The organism is Kitasatospora sp. NPDC050463 (genome assembly GCF_040655255.1).
Lineage (GTDB): Bacteria > Actinomycetota > Actinomycetes > Streptomycetales > Streptomycetaceae > Kitasatospora.
Genome location: NZ_JBFAJO010000017.1, coordinates 107876 through 124154, shown reverse-complemented (window position 1 = coordinate 124154; position 16279 = coordinate 107876). Strand labels below are relative to the sequence as shown.

General features: G+C 72.8%; 15 protein-coding genes. 8 read left to right on the top strand and 7 right to left on the bottom strand.

All coding sequences use genetic code 11. The annotated features are described in order from the left end of the window. Positions 1-41: 41 nt before the first annotated feature. On the bottom strand, positions 42-2648 hold the full coding sequence (locus AB0J08_RS13825) for an FHA domain-containing protein (protein WP_360631989.1): 2607 nt from the start codon (positions 2646-2648) through the stop codon (positions 42-44). A gap of 299 nt (positions 2649-2947) precedes the next feature. Here AB0J08_RS13825 and serB point away from each other — a divergent pair, with 299 nt between their 5' ends. Then, the gene (serB, locus tag AB0J08_RS13820; RefSeq protein ID WP_360631986.1) at positions 2948-4204 is read left to right on the top strand and encodes a phosphoserine phosphatase SerB; all 1257 of its coding nucleotides are present in this window, start codon (positions 2948-2950) and stop codon (positions 4202-4204) included. 111 nt (positions 4205-4315) lie between these two features. Here serB and AB0J08_RS13815 read toward each other — a convergent pair whose 3' ends face one another. The 3 genes from AB0J08_RS13815 to AB0J08_RS13805 all read right to left on the bottom strand — a co-directional run bounded on the left by AB0J08_RS13815 (position 4316) and on the right by AB0J08_RS13805 (position 6553). After that, positions 4316-4843 (bottom strand): histidine phosphatase family protein, encoded by a 528-nt coding sequence (locus AB0J08_RS13815; RefSeq protein ID WP_360631983.1) that lies wholly within the window; start codon positions 4841-4843, stop codon positions 4316-4318. 199 nt (positions 4844-5042) lie between these two features. Next, complete coding sequence (locus tag AB0J08_RS13810; RefSeq protein ID WP_360631980.1) at positions 5043-5165, bottom strand: SGM_5486 family transporter-associated protein; 123 nt, start codon at positions 5163-5165, stop codon at positions 5043-5045. A 77-nt stretch (positions 5166-5242) separates the two neighbouring features. Further along, positions 5243-6553 carry an MFS transporter gene (locus AB0J08_RS13805; protein ID WP_360631977.1) on the bottom strand — a complete coding sequence of 437 codons (1311 nt, stop codon included), beginning with the start codon at positions 6551-6553 and terminating at the stop codon, positions 5243-5245. 121 nt (positions 6554-6674) lie between these two features. On the opposite strand from AB0J08_RS13805, the gene AB0J08_RS13800 reads away from it, so the two are divergent. Further along, the gene (locus AB0J08_RS13800) at positions 6675-7349 is read left to right on the top strand and encodes a FadR/GntR family transcriptional regulator (RefSeq protein WP_360631974.1); all 675 of its coding nucleotides are present in this window, start codon (positions 6675-6677) and stop codon (positions 7347-7349) included. A gap of 155 nt (positions 7350-7504) precedes the next feature. Here the strand turns inward: AB0J08_RS13800 and fabI are convergent, their stop codons facing one another. Continuing rightward, a complete protein-coding gene (gene fabI / locus AB0J08_RS13795; protein ID WP_360631971.1) occupies positions 7505-8272 on the bottom strand; it encodes an enoyl-ACP reductase FabI in 768 nt (255 codons plus the stop codon). 2 nt (positions 8273-8274) lie between these two features. Next, entirely contained in the window at positions 8275-8994 is a 720-nt protein-coding gene (fabG, locus tag AB0J08_RS13790) for a 3-oxoacyl-[acyl-carrier-protein] reductase (RefSeq protein WP_360631968.1), read from the bottom strand. A 340-nt stretch (positions 8995-9334) separates the two neighbouring features. Here fabG and AB0J08_RS13785 point away from each other — a divergent pair, with 340 nt between their 5' ends. The 6 genes from AB0J08_RS13785 to AB0J08_RS13760 all read left to right on the top strand — a co-directional run bounded on the left by AB0J08_RS13785 (position 9335) and on the right by AB0J08_RS13760 (position 15177). Continuing rightward, positions 9335-10480 carry an MBL fold metallo-hydrolase gene (locus tag AB0J08_RS13785; RefSeq protein WP_360631965.1) on the top strand — a complete coding sequence of 382 codons (1146 nt, stop codon included), beginning with the start codon at positions 9335-9337 and terminating at the stop codon, positions 10478-10480. Positions 10481-10628: 148 nt separating this feature from the next. Then, positions 10629-12182: a TldD/PmbA family protein gene (locus AB0J08_RS13780; protein WP_360632035.1), complete on the top strand. Its 1554-nt coding sequence runs from the start codon at positions 10629-10631 to the stop codon at positions 12180-12182. Beyond that, positions 12182-13579 carry a metallopeptidase TldD-related protein gene (locus tag AB0J08_RS13775; protein ID WP_360631962.1) on the top strand — a complete coding sequence of 466 codons (1398 nt, stop codon included), beginning with the start codon at positions 12182-12184 and terminating at the stop codon, positions 13577-13579. Before AB0J08_RS13780 ends, AB0J08_RS13775 begins: the two co-directional genes overlap by 1 nt. A 40-nt stretch (positions 13580-13619) precedes the next feature. After that, positions 13620-14168 carry an RNA 2'-phosphotransferase gene (locus tag AB0J08_RS13770; protein ID WP_360631959.1) on the top strand — a complete coding sequence of 183 codons (549 nt, stop codon included), beginning with the start codon at positions 13620-13622 and terminating at the stop codon, positions 14166-14168. 102 nt (positions 14169-14270) lie between these two features. Next, positions 14271-14654, top strand: a complete 384-nt coding sequence (locus AB0J08_RS13765) for a DUF3099 domain-containing protein (RefSeq protein WP_360631956.1) — start codon at positions 14271-14273, stop codon at positions 14652-14654. A gap of 265 nt (positions 14655-14919) precedes the next feature. Continuing rightward, complete coding sequence (locus AB0J08_RS13760) at positions 14920-15177, top strand: hypothetical protein (RefSeq protein ID WP_360631953.1); 258 nt, start codon at positions 14920-14922, stop codon at positions 15175-15177. 46 nt (positions 15178-15223) lie between these two features. Here AB0J08_RS13760 and moaA read toward each other — a convergent pair whose 3' ends face one another. After that, positions 15224-16213, bottom strand: coding sequence for a GTP 3',8-cyclase MoaA (gene moaA / locus AB0J08_RS13755; RefSeq protein ID WP_360631950.1), 990 nt, complete (start codon positions 16211-16213; stop codon positions 15224-15226). Positions 16214-16279 lie beyond the last annotated feature (66 nt).

Sequence of the window (16279 nt, the reverse complement as noted above, 5' to 3'; positions counted from 1 at the left end):
TCGTCGGGAAGGGCCGCCCCCGGGGTGCGGCGGTTCGGGCGTCAGCCCTTCTGCATGACCTCGGGCTCGTGGCGCCGCTGGAGGCGGGTCACGATGATGCCGATGACGACGGACATCGCGATCAGCGCGCCCGCGTTGATCGCCCACTGGGCGACGGTGCTGTCCCACAGCGGGTCGTAGTCCGGGTTCTGGAAGTCCTTGTTCCAGGGGCCCATGAGGTGCGACAGGTCGAGCGTGGTGGCCACGATGCCGGTGCCCCAGCGGGCCGGCATCAGCCAGGCGGCCTGCTCCAGTCCGGGTTTGCCGAAGATCTGGAAGAGGCAGCCGGTGAAGACGACCTGGACGATCGCGAACATGACCAGCAGGGGCATGGTCTTCTCGGCGGTCTTCACCAGCGCGGAGATCATCAGGCCGAACATCATCGCGGCGAAGCTCAGGAGGATCATGCCGATGGTCATCTCGATCACCGGCAGGTTCTCGACGATCAGGCCGTGCGCGGGCAGCTTGCGCGGCAGGAAGCCGACGGCGGAGATGATGGCGCCCTGGATCACGCTGAAGATGCCCAGCACGATGATCTTGGACATCATGTACGCCGAGCGGGAGAGCCCGGTGGCCCGTTCCCGTTCGTAGATCGCCCGTTCCTTGATCAGTTCTCGGACCGAGTTGGCCGATCCGGAGAAGCAGGCGCCGATCGCCAGGATCAGCATGATCGTCGCGGCCCCGCTGTTCAACCCCAGCTGTGTCTTGGGATTTCGGGCGAGCCCCGGGTCGTTGGGGATCAGCACGCTGACCGCGCCGATGACCGCGGGCAGCAGCACCGACAGGGCCAGGAAGCCGCGGTCCGAGGCGAGCACCGACATGTAGCGGCGCATCAGTGTCCACAGCTGCGAGCCCCAGCTCTGCGGCTTGGGCGGGCGGACGGCCTCCTGGACGATCTGGGCGGACTGCACCGCCCCGGCGTCCACGTCGGCGGAGTACTGCTGGTAGTGCACCGAGCCCCGGTAGCGGCCGGCCCAGTCGTGGTCCGGGTAGTTCTCGAAGGCCTGGAAGACATCGGCCCAGGTCTCGTACCCGAAGAAGTGCAGTGCCTCGTCCGGCGGGCCGAAGTAGGCCACCGAACCGCCCGGGGCCATCACCAGCAGCCGGTCGCAGAGGGCGAGTTCGGCCACCGAGTGGGTGACGACCAGGATGGTGCGGCCGTCGTCGGCGAGGCCGCGCAGCATCTGCATGACCTCGCGGTCCATGCCCGGGTCGAGGCCCGAGGTGGGCTCGTCCAGGAAGATCAGCGAGGGCTTGGTGAGCAGCTCCAGGGCGACCGAGACGCGCTTCTGCTGGCCGCCGGAGAGCGCGGTGATCCGGTTGTCGGCGCGCTTGTCCAGGCGCAGCTCGTAGAGCACCTCGTCGATCCGCGCCTCGCGCTCGCGCGCCTCGGTGTCGCCGGGGAACCGGAGCCGGGCCGCGTACTTGAGGCCGGTGCGGACGGTCAGCTCCTTGTGCAGGATCTCCGACTGCGGCACCAGGCCGATCCGCGAGCGCAGTTCGGCGAACTGCTTGTAGAGGTTGCGGCCGTCGTAGAGGACGTCGCCGCGGTCGGCCGGGCGGTAGCCGGTGAGGGCGCGCAGCAGGGTCGACTTGCCGGAGCCGGACGGGCCGATGACCGCGACCAGCGACTTCTCCGGCACGCCGAAGCTGACGTCGTTGAGCAGGACCTTCTTGCCGCCCTTGAAGTCGACCTCGACGGTCAGGTGGCGGGCGGAGAAGGAGACCGCGCCGGTGTCGACGAACTCCTGCAGCTGGTCGCCGACCAGGACGAAGCTGGAGTGGCCGACCGTCAGGCGGTCCTGCGGCCCCATCAGCTGGCGCTGGACGGGCCGGCCGTTGAGGAAGATGCCGTTGTGGCTGCCCAGGTCGACGATCTCGTACCGGCCGTCGGGCAGCTGGCGCAGCTCGGCGTGGTGGCGGGAGACCTGGAGGTCGGAGACGACGATGTCGTTGTCGAGCGCGCGACCGATCCGGACGGTGTTCATCCCCGCGGTCAGGTTGCGGATCATCGTCGGCTGCGGGGCGCCGGCGTCGTTCCGGGGGGCCTGCGGCTGCGGGAAACCACCCTGCTGGGGAGCCTGTTGGGGGAAGCCCTGCTGGGGGAAGCCCTGCTGCTGCGGGAAGGGCTGCGGCTGCGGCTGCCCGCCCCACTGCTGCTGGGGCTGGGGCTGGTAGGGCTGCTGCTGCACCGGGGGCTGCTGGGCCCACGGCTGCTGGGCCGGTGCCTGCTGCTGGACGGGCGGCTGCGGCGCGGGGACGTGGCTGCGGCTGGTGGCGGCCTCGTGCCAGGCCTGGGCGGGCGCGGCGGCCTGGGCGGGCGCGGAGAAGCTCAGCAGGGGGCCGTTCTCGGCGTTGCCGAGGTTGACCACCGCGCCCGGGAAGAGCGGGGCCTGCTGGGTCCGGGCGCCGGCGGTGTAGGTGCCGTTGGTGCTCCCGTGGTCGTCGAGCTGCCAACCGGCCCCGTTGAAGGAGATGGTGGCGTGTTGCCAGGAGACCCTGGCGTCGTCGAACGGGAAGTCCGACTGCGGGTTGCGCCCGATGGTGTAGGACCGCCCCGGCTCCAGAGTCCGCTGCTGTCCGTTGATCTCAATGACGAGTTGCGGCACTGCTCGCCTGCCCCGCTCTCTCGGTCCCCCGATTTTGCCCCCGACCGGGGGTGCGATGATCCTGAATCTGACGGGGGAATCATTCCAGTCCGCCGCCCGTTGGTGAAAGTCACCCCCGGTGACTGTGACCAGGCGGCAACGATTCGCGGACGCCCCTGCCACCGCCCCGCAATGTCGCCTCCGCGCCACCGCCCGGTCACCCGGATCGTGCGCACACCGCCCGCACCCCTTCCACACCCCGTCCACGACGCGGACGGGTGCCGTGACCGCGCCGGTCGGCGGGTAGCGTGGGAGTCACCATGAACGCATCGCCCTTGGCCGCCGAGCCGTTCCCCGCCCCGCAGCCCCGGACCGAGGACGAGCGCACCCTGCTCGTCAAGGTGTTCGGCAAGGACCGCCCCGGCATCACCGCCGGCCTCTTCGCCACCCTGTCCGCGTTCGGCGTCGACGTCATCGACATCGAGCAGGTCGTCACCCGCGGCCGGATAACGCTGTGCGCCCTGGTCACCCCGCCGACCGCGCCGGGCGCCGAGGGCGAGCTGCGCTCCACCGTGCACCGCTGGGCCGAGGAGCAGAAGCTCCAGGCCGAGATCATCTCCGGCATCGGTGACAACCGGCCGCGCCGCGAGGGCCGTTCGCACGTCACCGTGCTGGGTCACCCGCTCACCGCCACCGCGGTGTCGGCGCTCACCTCCCGGATCACCGCCTCGGGCGGCAACATCGACCGTGTCTTCCGGCTGGCCAAGTACCCGGTGACCGCCGTCGAGCTGGCCGTCTCCGGGGTCGCCACCGACGAGCTGCGCGCCGCGCTGGCCCAGGAGGCGGCCCAGCAGCGGGTGGACATCGCGGTGGTGGCGGCGGGCCTCGAACGCCGGGCCAAGCGGCTGGTGGTGATGGACGTCGACTCCACGCTGATCCAGGACGAGGTGATCGAACTGTTCGCCGCCCACGCGGGCTGCGAGGAGGAGGTCGCCGCGGTGACGGCCGCGGCGATGCGCGGCGAGCTGGACTTCGCCGAGTCGCTGCACGCCCGGGTGGCGCTGCTGGCCGGCCTGGACGCCGCGGTGACCGAGAAGGTCCGCGCGGAGGTCAGGTTCACGCCGGGCGCGCGGACCCTGATCCGCACGCTGCAGCGACTGGGCTTCCAGGTAGCGGTGGTCTCCGGCGGCTTCACCCAGGTCACCGACCACCTGGTGGAGCAGCTGGGTCTGGACTTCGCGGCCGCCAACACCCTGGAGGTGGTGGACGGAAAGTTCACCGGTCGGGTGGTCGGCGAGATCGTGGACCGGGCCGGCAAGGCCCGCTGGCTGGCCCGCTTCGCCGAGCAGGCGAAGGTGCCGCTGGAGCAGACGGTGGCGATCGGTGACGGCGCCAACGACCTGGACATGCTGAACGCCGCCGGGCTGGGCGTGGCCTTCAACGCCAAGCCGGTGGTGCGCGAGGCCGCCGACACCGCGGTGAACGTGCCGTTCCTGGACACCGTGCTGTACCTGCTGGGCATCACCCGCGAAGAGGTCGAGGCGGCCGACGCGCTGGACGGCACGCCGACCGAGTAGGCGCCGCGGAGCGTACGTGGGGGCGCGGGGACCGAAGTCCTCACGCCCCCCACGTCCGTCGGGCCGGGCCCGGCGCGCGTGCGCGACCGGTCGGCCCGGCCCGGTCGCGGCTCAGTCCTGCGGCGTGTAGTACGAGACCAGCGCGGCCACGCCCGGCTCGACGCCCTTCCAGGAGCCGTCGAAGCTGAGCACCGCGATCGCCGCCGTCGGGAAGCCGCCGAGCCGCAGCCGCTCCAGCGCGTCCCGGTCGCCCTCGTCACCGGCCAGCACCTGGGTCAGCCCGAGCACACCGGGGTTGTGGCCCACCAGCACCACGTCCGCGTACTCCTCGGGGGTCTCGTGGAGGACGGTGATGATCTCGCCGGGGCTGGCCTCGTAGATCCGGTCCTCGTACACCGTCTTGCGGGAGCGCTTCTCCAGCTCGTGCGCGGCGAGCTTCCAGGTCTCGCGGGCACGCAGAGCGGTCGAGCAGAGCACGTAGTCGGGGTTGATACCGGAGTCGGCGAGCCAGCGGCCGGATTCCGGGGCCTGGTGGCGGCCCCGGTCGGCCAGCGGCCGCTCGTGGTCGTCGACGCCGTCGGGCCAGTCGGCCTTGGCATGGCGGAGAACGATGATCCTGCGGGGCGTTTCGGCGCTCATACCCAGCAAGCTTGGCAGAAAAGCCGCCCGGGGGCGCGATGCCGCCGGTTGCCGCCACTCTCAGGGGTGCCGGGTGTCATCATGCCGCGTTCACCGGGGCTTGCCCCGGCGGTCGGCGCCCGGCCGCGCGCCGACGACCGGCCGACGGCCGGCCGAGGGGCCGGTGGACGGCAGGCGGGGCAGCGCGCCCGGCGGGGGATCAGCCGATGTTCTGGGCCACCGTGGCGACGATCGCCAGCAGCACCACGATGCCGACGATCACTGCGGCGAGCTGGCCGAGCTTCTTGTGGCCGTCGGTGGGGTTCGGTTCGAGTACGGGCATGACCGGATTCTCCCACCCCGGCCCCGTCCGCCGGTCACCGGCCCCGCCGGGACCGGTGACCGGCGGACGGGGCCGCGTCAGGCCTTCGCGGGCCCGGCCGGGCGCACCGCCTCGTCCTCGATGTGCCGGGCCATCGCCGCCCGCAGGCCGAACAGCATCTGCGGCACCAGCAGCAGGGCGAGCAGGCCCAGCGGCAGGTACCACTCGCCGGTCACGTCGTAGAGCCGGCCGATCAGGATCGGGCCCGGGATGGAGATCAGGTAGCCGACGCCCTGGGCGAAGGCGGAGAGCTGGGCCACGCCGCCGGCGGTCCGGGCCCGCAGGCCGATCATGGTGAGCACCAGCGGGAAGGCGCAGTTGGACAGGCCGACCAGGACGACCCAGATCCAGGAGCCGCCCGCCGGGGCCAGCGCCAGCCCGGTGTAGCCGGCGATGCCGCAGGCGGCCAGCACCACGACGAACACTCGCTGGTCGCCGCGGCGGGCGGCGAGGTTGGGCAGCACGAAGGACACCGGCACCCCGATCACCATGGTGAGCGCCAGCAGCACCCCGGAGGTGCCCTCGGAGACGCCGGCGTCCTGGAAGATCGTCGGCAGGAAGCCCATCACCGCGTAGGCACCGGTGGCCTGGAGCCCGAAGAAGCAGGCCATCGCCCAGGCGGTGCGGCTGCGGGTGATCGGCAGCCGGTCGGTGGTCGTGCCGGAGGCCTTGTCGCCGCGCTCGCGCTTGAACGCGGCGACGATCAGCCAGAGCACCAGGGCGACCGCGCCGAGCGCGGCCCAGACGCCGAGCCCGACCCGCCAGTCGCCGCCGAGCGCGCTGGTCATCGGGACGGTGACGGCGGCGGCGAGCGCGGTGCCGGCCGACAGGGCCATCGAGTAGAGGCCGATCATCGGGCCGACGCGGTCCGGGAAGTAGCGCTTGATCACGACCGGGATCAGCACGTTGGAGACCGCCACCCCGGCCAGCGCCAGCGCGGTGAGCAGCAGGAACACCGCCGTGCCGCCCGCGAACGACCGGGCCAGGACGCCCACGGTGATCGCGCCCAGGCCGGCGGTGACCACCGCGATCGGGCCGACCCGGCGGGCCGCTCCCGGCGCGCTGCAACCGAAGACGGCGAAGCAGAGCGAGGGGACGGCCGCGAGCAGGCCGGCCACCGTCGGGCTCATCCCGAGGTCGGCCGTGACCTCCTTGAGCAGCGGCCCGAGGCTGGTGACCACGGGACGCAGGTTGAAGGCGGCGGCGGCGATCGCGACGGCGAACAGCCAGCCGACGTACTTGCTCCGGTCGGAGGAGGGCGAGGCGGTTCCGGCGGGCCGCTCGGTCTGCGGCCGGGGCCCGGTTCGCCGGGCGGTGGTGGTGTCTGCTGCGGGAGGCATGCGAGCCATCATAGAATGATGGGATGAATTAGCGCATCCTCGACTTGGCATGATGTCCCGACCCGCCCGTAGCCGACCCACCCGCCGGCCGACGCCCCCACCGCCGACCCGAAGCCGCAAGGAGTCCCCCGTGGCGCTGTCCTCTCCGAGGCGCACCCCGCTGTCCGACCAGGTGATCGCGCAGCTGCGCGCCCAGATCACCACGGGCGAGTGGCCCGTCGGCTCGCGCATCCCGACCGAGGCCGCCCTGGTCGAGCAGCTCGGCGTCGCCCGCAACACCGTCCGCGAGGCGGTCCGCGCGCTCGCCCACAACGGGCTGCTGGACATCCGCCAGGGCTCGGGCACCTACGTCCTGGCCACCAGCGAGCTCGCCGGGGTCATGCACCGCCGGTTCGCCGACGCCGACCAGTCACACGTCGCCGAACTGCGGGTCACCCTGGAGACCTCGGCGGCCGGTCTGGCCGCCACCCGCCGCACCGCGCGCGACCTCGCCCTCCTGGACGCCGCCCTGGCCCGCCGCGAGGACGCCTGGCGCTCCGGCGACGCCGAGGACTTCATCCAGGCCGACGCCGCCTTCCACCAGGCCGTGGTCGCCGCCGCCCACAACGACGTCCTCCTCGCCGTCTACGCCGATCTCGGCGAGGTCACCCGGGCCCACCTGCGCCACGACGTGGGCCCGGAGCTGATCGCCGAGCGCTACCTCGGGCACGACGAGATCCTCGACGCGATCCGGGCCGGCGACCCCCAGCGCGCCTCGGTCGAGGCCGGCCGCGCCATCGGCGCCTGCACCCCGCCCGACGCCTGACCACACCCGACGCCCGACCCGCCCGGGCCGGGGCGCCCGACCCCGGGCCGGGCCGCCCGAAAGCCACACCCGCACCGGCGCGCCCGACACCCGGACAACACCGCGGCCCGGCACCCCCCGTGAGGGGTGCCGGGCCGGGTCGGTCCGCGCAGCGGTCAGGCGCCGATGGCGTGCAGGCCGCCGTCCACGTGGACGATCTCGCCGGTGGTCTTCGGGAACCAGTCCGAGAGCAGGGCGACGACGCCACGGCCGGCGGGCTCCGGGTCGGCCAGGTCCCACTTCAGCGGGGAACGGGTGTCCCAGGTGGCGGCGAGGTCCGCGAAGCCCGGGATGGACTTGGCGGCCATCGAGCCGATCGGGCCGGCCGAGACCAGGTTCACCCGGATGTTGCGGGCACCGAGGTCGCGGGCCATGTAGCGGGAGGTGGCCTCCAGCGCGGCCTTGGCCGGGCCCATCCAGTCGTACTTCGGCCAGGCGAACTGGGCGTCGAAGGTCAGACCGACGACCGAGCCGCCGTCCTGCATCAGCGGCAGCAGTGCCGTGGTGAGCGACTTCAGCGAGAACGCCGAGACGTGCATGGCGGTCGCCACGGACTCCCACGGCGTGTTCAGGAAGTTGCCGCCCAGGGCGTCCTGCGGGGCGAAGCCGATCGAGTGGACGATGCCGTCCAGGGTCGGCAGGTGCTCGCGCACCTGGTCGGCGATGCCGGCCAGCTGCTCCTCGCTGGAGACGTCCAGCTCCAGCACCTTGACCGGCTTCGGCAGCTTCCTGGCGATCCGCTCGGTGAGGCTGGGCCGGGGGAACGCGGTGAGGATGATCTCCGCGCCCTGCTCCTGCGCGAGCTTCGCGGTGTGGAACGCGATGGAGGACTCCATCAGCACTCCGGTGATCAGGATCCGCTTGCCCTCAAGGATTCCACTCATGCTCAGTGACCCATGCCCAATCCGCCGTCGACGGGAATGACGGCTCCGGTGATGTACGCGGCCTCGTCCGAACCGAGGAACCGCACGGTGTTGGCGACCTCGGCGGGCGCCGCGTAGCGGCCCAGCGGCACGCCCGAGACGATCTCCGCGCGGCGCTCGTCGCTGAGCACTGCGGTCATGTCGGTGTCGACGAAGCCGGGGGCGACCACGTTGACGGTGATGTTGCGCGGGCCGAGCTCGCGCGCCAGCGAGCGCGCGAAGCCGACCAGGCCGGCCTTGGAGGCGGCGTAGTTGGCCTGGCCCGGAGAACCCGAGAGGCCGACCACCGAGGAGATCAGGACGACCCGGCCCTTGCGCGCGCGCATCATCAGCTTGGAGGCGCGCTTGACCACCCGGAACGTCCCGGTCAGGTTGGTGTCCACGACGGAGGTGAAGTCCTCCTCGGACATCCGCAGCAGCAGGGTGTCGTGGGTGATGCCGGCGTTGGCCACCAGCACCTCGACACCGCCGTGCTTGGCCTCGATCTCGGTGAACGCCGCATCGACCTGTGAGCTGTCCGTGATGTCGCAGCGCACCGCGAGCACGTCGTACTTGGCCAGCTCCGCGGGCACCTCACCCGAACGGCTGGTGATGGCGACCTTGTCGCCCGCCTCGGCGAAGGCCAGGGCGATCGCGAGGCCGATGCCCCGGTTTCCTCCGGTGACGAGAACCGAGCGGCTCAACGATCCACCTCTCTCCGTAGTGTGCGCGTACGTCGGAATGCGCACGCAGTGTGACGCTATCGGTCGGCCCGGGGCGGCGACGAATCGAGCTCCCACAGCGCCTCACCGAAGGAACTGTCGCAATCCGACAATCTGTGCCGGAAGCGCTCCCGCCCGGTCCACACCCGCCCCGGCCCACCGTTGCGGCGCCCACTCCGGCGGTTTTCCGGGAACAACACGACGGGGCGCGCCCGTTGCCCCCGTGGTGCGGGACGACCGGGGGGCCGGCCGTACCGATTCCTGGACGGGCCCCGGCGCGCGGGGCCCGGCGGCCACGGCGACGAGTGAAGGCAGAGCACGGATGAGCGAGGCACAGCCCGGTACCACCCACCGGCGGGGACGACTGCTGGCCCTGGCCGCCCTGGCGGCCGGCGCGGGAACGGCCGCCTGGTCGCTGCGCGACCTGCCGGCGGCCTTCGGGCGGCGGCCGGACGCCGCCCGCGAGGCCCGGGTGCGCAACTCCCCGCAGTACCGGGACGGCGTCTTCCACAACGCGCCGTCCACCCTGGCCCGGGCCGGGTCCGCGCCCGACATCGACCGGGACACCGTCCGCCGGATGCTGTTCCAGCGCGAGGGCCGGGTGCCCGCCAACCCGGTGCCGCTCGTCCGGCCGGCGGCCGGACCGCGCCCGGCCGCCGAGGGTGTGGAGATCACCTGGTACGGGCACGCCTCCGCGCTGGTCGAGATCGAGGGCACCCGGGTGCTGCTCGACCCGGTCTGGAGCGACCGCTGCTCCCCCGCCGCGCACGTCGGCCCCAAGCGGCTGCACCCGGTGCCGGTGGAGCTGGAGGAGCTGCCGCAGGTCGACGCGGTGCTGATCTCGCACGACCACTACGACCACCTGGACATGGCGACGGTCAGGCGGCTGGTCCGCAGCCAGTCCGCGCCGTTCGCGGTGCCGCTCGGCATCGGCGGCCACCTGCGCCGCTGGGGCGTCCCGGAGCACCGGATCATCGAGCTGGACTGGGACGAGACCTGCACGCTCGGCGAGCTGGCCGTCACGCTCACCTCCGCCCACCACTTCTCCGGGCGCGGCCTGACCCGCAACACCACCCTCTGGGGTTCCTGGGTGATCGCCGGGCCAACCCGCAAGGTCTTCTACACCGGGGACTCCGGCTACTTCGAGGGCTACGCGAGGATCGGCGAGCAGCACGGCCCGTTCGACGCCGCCCTGGTGCAGATCGGCGCGTACGACACGGCCTGGGCCGACATCCACATGACCCCGGAGGACGCCGTCCTCGCCCACCGCGAGCTGAACGCCGGCCTGCTGCTGCCCGTCCACTGGTGCACCTTCAACCTGGGCCTGCACCCGTGGGCCGAGCCGATCGAGCGGCTGCTGGTCGAGGCCAAGGCGCAGGCCGTGCCGCTCGCGGTGCCGCGCCCCGGCGAGCGGGTGGACGTCGACAACCCGCCGGAGCTGGACGGCTGGTGGGAGACGGTCGGCTGACCTCCTCCCCGAGGGCGGCGGCCGCCGCGTGTCACCGCCCGAATGCGCTGGCCCAAACCCCCTGAACGGGACATGATGCCGGTGCGGGTGCCCCGGTCCGGAGCACCCGCGCCGTCATCCCCCCGACCAGGGAGCCCGCTTGCCTCCGATGCCCCCGACCAGCACGTCCGGCGCCCCGCACGGGCGCGCCGTCGACCCGCTGTTCCTCGCCTACCCGCTGCGCGCCCTGGCCGACGCGGCGCTCACCCGCGCGCGCGAACTCGGTGCCGAGCACGCGGACTTCCGCCTGGAACGGGTCCGCAGCGCGTCCTGGCGACTGCGCGACGCCCGGCCCGCCGGCACCTCCGACAGCGTCCAGCTCGGCTTCGCCGTCCGGGTGCTGCTGGACGGCGCCTGGGGTTTCGCCGCCGGGGTGGACCTCACCGCGGTCGCGGCGGCGCGCGTCGCCGAGCAGGCCGTCGCGGTGGCCCGGCTGTCCGGCGGGATCAGCCGCGCGGCCGGGTCGAAGGAGCGCGTCGAGCTGGCGGACGAGCCGGTGTACCCGGACGCCACCTGGGTCTCCGCGTACGAGGTGAACCCCTTCGAGGTGCCGGACGCGGAGAAGACGGCGCTGCTCGCCGAGTGGAGTTCGCGGCTGCTGGCCGCCGAGGGCGTCTCGCACGTCCAGGCCAGCCTCCTGACGGTGCAGGAGAACAAGTTCTACGCCGACACCTCCGGCACCGTCACCACCCAGCAGCGGATCCGGCTGCACCCCTCGCTGGAGGCCACCTCGGTGGACGAGCGCACCGGGGCGTTCGACTCGATGCGCACCCTGGCCCCGCCGGTCGGACGCGGCTTCGAGTACCTGCGCGGCACCGGGTGGGACTGGGACGCCGAACTGGCCGAACTGCCCGCCCTGCTGGCCGAGAAGATGAAGGCGCCGAGCGTCGAGCCGGGCCGCTACGACCTGGTGGTCGACCCGTCCAACCTCTGGCTGACGATCCACGAGTCGATCGGCCACGCCACCGAGCTGGACCGCGCGCTCGGCTACGAGGCCGCCTACGCCGGCACCTCCTTCGCCACCTTCGACAAGCTGGGCTCGCTGAAGTACGGCTCCGAGCTGATGCACGTCACCGGTGACCGCACCGCCGAGCACGGCCTCTCCACCATCGGCTACGACGACGAGGGCGTCGCCACCCGGTCCTGGGACCTCGTCAAGGACGGCGTGCTGGTGGGCTACCAGCTCGACCGCGGCATGGCCCGGCTCAAGGGGTTCGACCGCTCCAACGGCTGTGCCTTCGCCGACTCCCCCGCGCACGTCCCGGTCCAGCGGATGGCCAACGTCTCGCTCCGGCCGGCCGCCGGCGGCCCCGACACCGAGGGCCTGTTCGCAGGTGTCGAGAACGGCCTGTACATCGTCGGCGACCGCTCCTGGTCGATCGACATGCAGCGCTACAACTTCCAGTTCACCGGCCAGCGTGCCTACGCCATCCGCAACGGCGAACTCGCCGGCCAGGTCAAGGACTTCGCCTACCAGGCCACCACCACCGACTTCTGGGGCTCGATGGCGGCCGTCGGCGGCCCGCAGACCTACGTCCTCGGCGGGGCCTTCAACTGCGGCAAGGCCCAGCCCGGCCAGGTCGCGGCGGTCAGCCACGGCTGCCCCTCGGCGCTGTTCCGCAACGTCAACGTGCTCAACACCCAGCAGGAGGCGGGTCACTGATGACCGCGATTCAGCCCCACGAACTCGTCGAGCTGGCGCTCGGCCTCTCCCGCGCGGACGGCTGCGTGGTGATCGCCGACGAGGAGTCGACCGCCAACCTGCGCTGGGCCGGCAACGCGCTCACCACCAACGGGGTGACCAGGGGCCGCCGGCTCACCGTGATCGCCACGGTGGCGGGGGCCGAGGGCACCGCCTCCGGCGTGGTCTCGGCCGAGGCCGTCACCCCGGACGGGGTGGAGGCCCTGGTCCGGGCCGCCGAGCAGGCCGCCCTGGCGGCCGGCCCGGCCGAGGACGCGCAGCCGCTGGTGGCCGACCGGCCGTCCTCGCCCGACTTCGGCGACCCGCCGGCCGAGACGTCGATCGAGGTCTTCACGGCCTTCGCGCCCGCCCTCGGCGAGGCCTTCGCCCGGGCCACCGCCCAGGGCGAGCTGCTGTACGGCTTCGCCCGGCACGAGGTGGTCTCCAGCTACCTGGGCACCTCCACCGGCCTGCGGCTGCGCCACGACCAGCCGACCGGCACGGTCGAACTGAACGCCAAGACCGCCGACCTGTCCGGCTCGGCCTGGGCCGGCGCCGCCACCCGGGACTTCGCCGACGTGGACGTCGCCGGGCTGCACACCCAGCTGACCAGGCGGCTGGCCTGGGGCGCCCGGAAGGTCGACCTGCCCGCGGGCCGTTACGAGACGCTGCTTCCGCCCTCGGCCGTGGCCGACCTGATGGTCTACCTGAGCTGGTCCGCCGGCGGCCGGGACGCCGCCGAGGGCCGGACGGTCTTCTCCAAGCCCGGCGGGGGCACCAGGATCGGCGACAAGCTGGCCCCGCTGCCGCTGACGCTGCGCTCCGACCCGGCCGAGCCGGGCCTGGAGGCGGCGCCGTTCGTGCTGGCGCACTCCAGCGGCGGGGACTCCTCGGTCTTCGACAACGGCCTGGAGCTCACCGCCACCGAGTGGATCCGCGACGGCGAACTGGCCGAGCTGATCACCACCCGGCACTCCGCCGGGCTCACCGGCCTGGCGCTGCGGCCGGCGGTGGACAACCTCGTCCTGGAGACGGCCGACCGGGCCGACGCGCCGACCCTGGACGAGATGATCGCCCGCACCGAGCGCGGCCTGCTGGTCACCTGCCTCTGGTACATCCGCGAGGTCGACCCGGCGAACCTGCTGCTCACCGGCCTCACCCGGGACGGCGTGTACCTGGTGGAGAACGGCGAGGTGGTCGGCGCGGTGAACAACTTCCGGTTCAACGAGTCGCCGGTCGACCTGCTCGGCCGGATCACCGAGGTGGGCCGCACGGAGCGCTGCCTGCCGCGCGAGTGGGGCGACTGGTTCACCCGGGCCGCGATGCCGCCGGTGCGGGTCGCGGGCTTCAACATGAGTTCGGTGAGCCAGGCCTCCTAGGGTCCGGGCACGGCACGGGGGGAACGAGGGATCGAGAGGCATGGACGAGAAGCGCACGGTCAGGACGAGCAAGATGCTGTCCCGCATCCTGCGGCACGAGCCCGAGCGGGTCGGGATCACCCTGGACGCGGCCGGCTGGGTCGGGGTGGACGTCCTGCTCGCCGCGCTGGCGGCGAAGGGCACCCGACTGACCAGGGCCGAGCTGGACCATGTGGTGGCGACCAACAACAAGCGCCGCTTCGCCTACTCCGAGGACGGCCTCTCGATCCGCGCCAGTCAGGGGCACACGGTGGCGGTCGACCTCGGTCTGGCCGCCGCCGAGCCCCCGGTGCTGCTGTTCCACGGCACCGCCACCCGGAGCCTGGACGCGATATTCCGCGAGGGCCTGCGGCCGATGGCCCGCCGGGACGTCCACCTCTCGGCCGACACCGACACCGCGGTGCGGGTCGGCGCGCGGCACGGCCGTCCGGTGGTCCTGACGGTCGACGCCGCCGCGATGGCGGCGGCCGGCCACGCCTTCCGGATCAGCGCCAACGGCGTCTGGCTGACCGACGCGGTCCCGCCGGAGTACCTCTCACTACTCCGGTAGGAGGCGCCGTCGGCCCCCGGTCTCGTCGGCGGCCTCCGCGCGGCGTACCGTGAAGTGGCCGTGCGGCGAGACGCACGGGTGCGTGGACGAGGGCGGTAGGACATGGGCAAGAGCGCCGGCGGTGGACAGGTCCACCGGATCACGGGGGCACGCAGCAGCCTCACCGAGGACGTCCGGGGGCGACAGCGCCGCTACGTGGCCTCGATGCTGCTCCGCACGGTCTGCGTCCTGCTCGCGGTGATCCTCTGGGACGTCCAGCGGGTGCTGGCGTTCGTCGCACTGGCGGGCGCGGTGCTGCTGCCCTACTTCGCGGTGCTGATCGCCAATGCCGGCCGCGAGCGGGCGCCGGGGCTGCCGAGCACCTTCGACGTCCCGCCGGACACCCTGCTGATGCTCGGCCCCGGCGGTACGGGTGGGGCCGGTGCTTCACGTGATGCCACTGTGGCACAGAGCGTGCCCACCGATTCTTCACAGAGGCAGAACTGACTGTCCGTTTTAGGGGGTTATCAACTGACTCCCTCGACAGAAAGCTCAAAAGAACCTCAGATTAATCATGCAAGACCTCCCCATACCGGGGCCCTGCCGTGACATACTGCGTACGCGCTCCGCATCCCCCGTCGGAGCGACGGACCGACGCCGGGCGGCTCCCCCCGTGGCTGCCCGGCGTCGCCATGCCCGGACCGGCCTCCGCCGTCCGGGGCCGTGAAAGACTGGCGGTGCAGACCACCCGCCTATCGCTGAGGACGGCACCATGGAATCCCCGGGCTCCCCGCAGACGCAGACGCCGCTCTGCTCGGCCAAGGGCTGCCGGGCGGACGCCCAGTGGGTGCTGGTCTGGAACAACCCGAAGCTGCACACCCCGGACCGCCGCAAGACCTGGGCGGCCTGCGAGGAGCACCGCGAGCACCTCTCCCAGTTCCTCGGGGTCCGCGGCTTCCTCAAGGAGGTCGTCGCCCTCGCCGACTGGACCCCGCAGGACACGTCGGGCCCGCGCCTGCCGCTCTCCTGAGCGACCACGCGGCGGCCGCCCGGCCACCGCTCCCCTCAGCCGCCCCTCAGCCGCCGATCGCGGACATCGGCCGCTCGGGCTGGAGGAACTCCGGGTTGTCGATCCCGGCGCCCGCCTTCTTGCCCCACATCGCCGCACGCCAGAGCTCACCGAGTTCGGCGTCCCCGGCACCCGAACGCAGCGCGGTCCGCAGGTCCGTCTCGCCGGTCGCGAAGAGGCAGTTGCGGACCTGCCCGTCGGCGGTCAGCCGGGTACGGTCGCAGGCGCGGCAGAACGGGCGGGTGACCGAGGCGATCACGCCCACCCGGCCCGGGCCGCCGTCCACCAGCCAGCGCTCGGCCGGGGCGGCGCCGCGGCGGGCGGAGGGCTCGGGGGTGAGCGTGAACCGGGTGGAGAGCCGCTCCAGGATCTCCTCGGCGGTCACCATCGAGGACCGGTCCCAGCCGTGCTGGGCGTCCAGCGGCATCTGCTCGATGAACCGCAGCTCGTAGCCGTGCTCCAGGCACCGGGCGAGCAGCTCGGGCGCCTCGTGGTCGTTGATCCCCCGCATCAGCACGGCGTTCAGCTTGACCGGCGTCAGCCCGGCGGCCTCGGCCGCGGCCAGCCCGTCCAGCACGTCCTGGTGGCGGCGGCGACGGGTGAGGGTGTGGAAGGTGTCCGGGTCGAGGGTGTCGAGCGAGACGTTGACCCGGTCCAGCCCGGCGTTGCGCAGGGCCTCGGCGGTCCGGGCGAGGCCGATGCCGTTGGTGGTCAGGGAGAGCTCGGGGCGCGGTTCGAGGGCGGAGCAGGCGGTGACGATCCCGACCAGCCCGGGGCGCAGCAGCGGTTCACCGCCGGTGAAGCGGACCTCCCGGACGCCGAGATCGCGCACGGCGACGGTGACCAGCCTGACGATCTCCTCGTCGGTGAGCAGGTCGGGCTTGGCCAGCCACTGCAGGCCCTCCTCGGGCATGCAGTAGGTGCAGCGCAGGTTGCACCGGTCGGTGAGGGAGACCCGCAGGTCGACGGCCTGCCGGCCGAAAGTGTCGAGCAGCACGGCGGTCCCTTTCCGGTGAGGTTGCGGCCGGGACATGCGGCCGGCCCGGCCACCGCAACCACGGGG

Bases quoted from the DNA above. Each gene is read 5' to 3' on its own strand.
- serB (WP_360631986.1), top strand. From the start codon at position 2,948: ATGAACGCATCGCCCTTGGCCGCCGAGCCGTTCCCCGCCCCGCAGCCC.
- AB0J08_RS13815 (WP_360631983.1), bottom strand. From the start codon at position 4,843: ATGAGCGCCGAAACGCCCCGCAGGATCATCGTTCTCCGCCATGCCAAG.
- AB0J08_RS13810 (WP_360631980.1), bottom strand. From the start codon at position 5,165: ATGCCCGTACTCGAACCGAACCCCACCGACGGCCACAAGAAGCTCGGC.
- AB0J08_RS13805 (WP_360631977.1), bottom strand. From the start codon at position 6,553: ATGGCTCGCATGCCTCCCGCAGCAGACACCACCACCGCCCGGCGAACC.
- fabI (WP_360631971.1), bottom strand. From the start codon at position 8,272: ATGAGTGGAATCCTTGAGGGCAAGCGGATCCTGATCACCGGAGTGCTG.
- AB0J08_RS13785 (WP_360631965.1), top strand. From the start codon at position 9,335: ATGAGCGAGGCACAGCCCGGTACCACCCACCGGCGGGGACGACTGCTG.
- AB0J08_RS13780 (WP_360632035.1), top strand. From the start codon at position 10,629: ATGCCCCCGACCAGCACGTCCGGCGCCCCGCACGGGCGCGCCGTCGAC.
- AB0J08_RS13775 (WP_360631962.1), top strand. From the start codon at position 12,182: ATGACCGCGATTCAGCCCCACGAACTCGTCGAGCTGGCGCTCGGCCTC.
- AB0J08_RS13770 (WP_360631959.1), top strand. From the start codon at position 13,620: ATGGACGAGAAGCGCACGGTCAGGACGAGCAAGATGCTGTCCCGCATC.
- AB0J08_RS13765 (WP_360631956.1), top strand. From the start codon at position 14,271: ATGGGCAAGAGCGCCGGCGGTGGACAGGTCCACCGGATCACGGGGGCA.
- AB0J08_RS13760 (WP_360631953.1), top strand. From the start codon at position 14,920: ATGGAATCCCCGGGCTCCCCGCAGACGCAGACGCCGCTCTGCTCGGCC.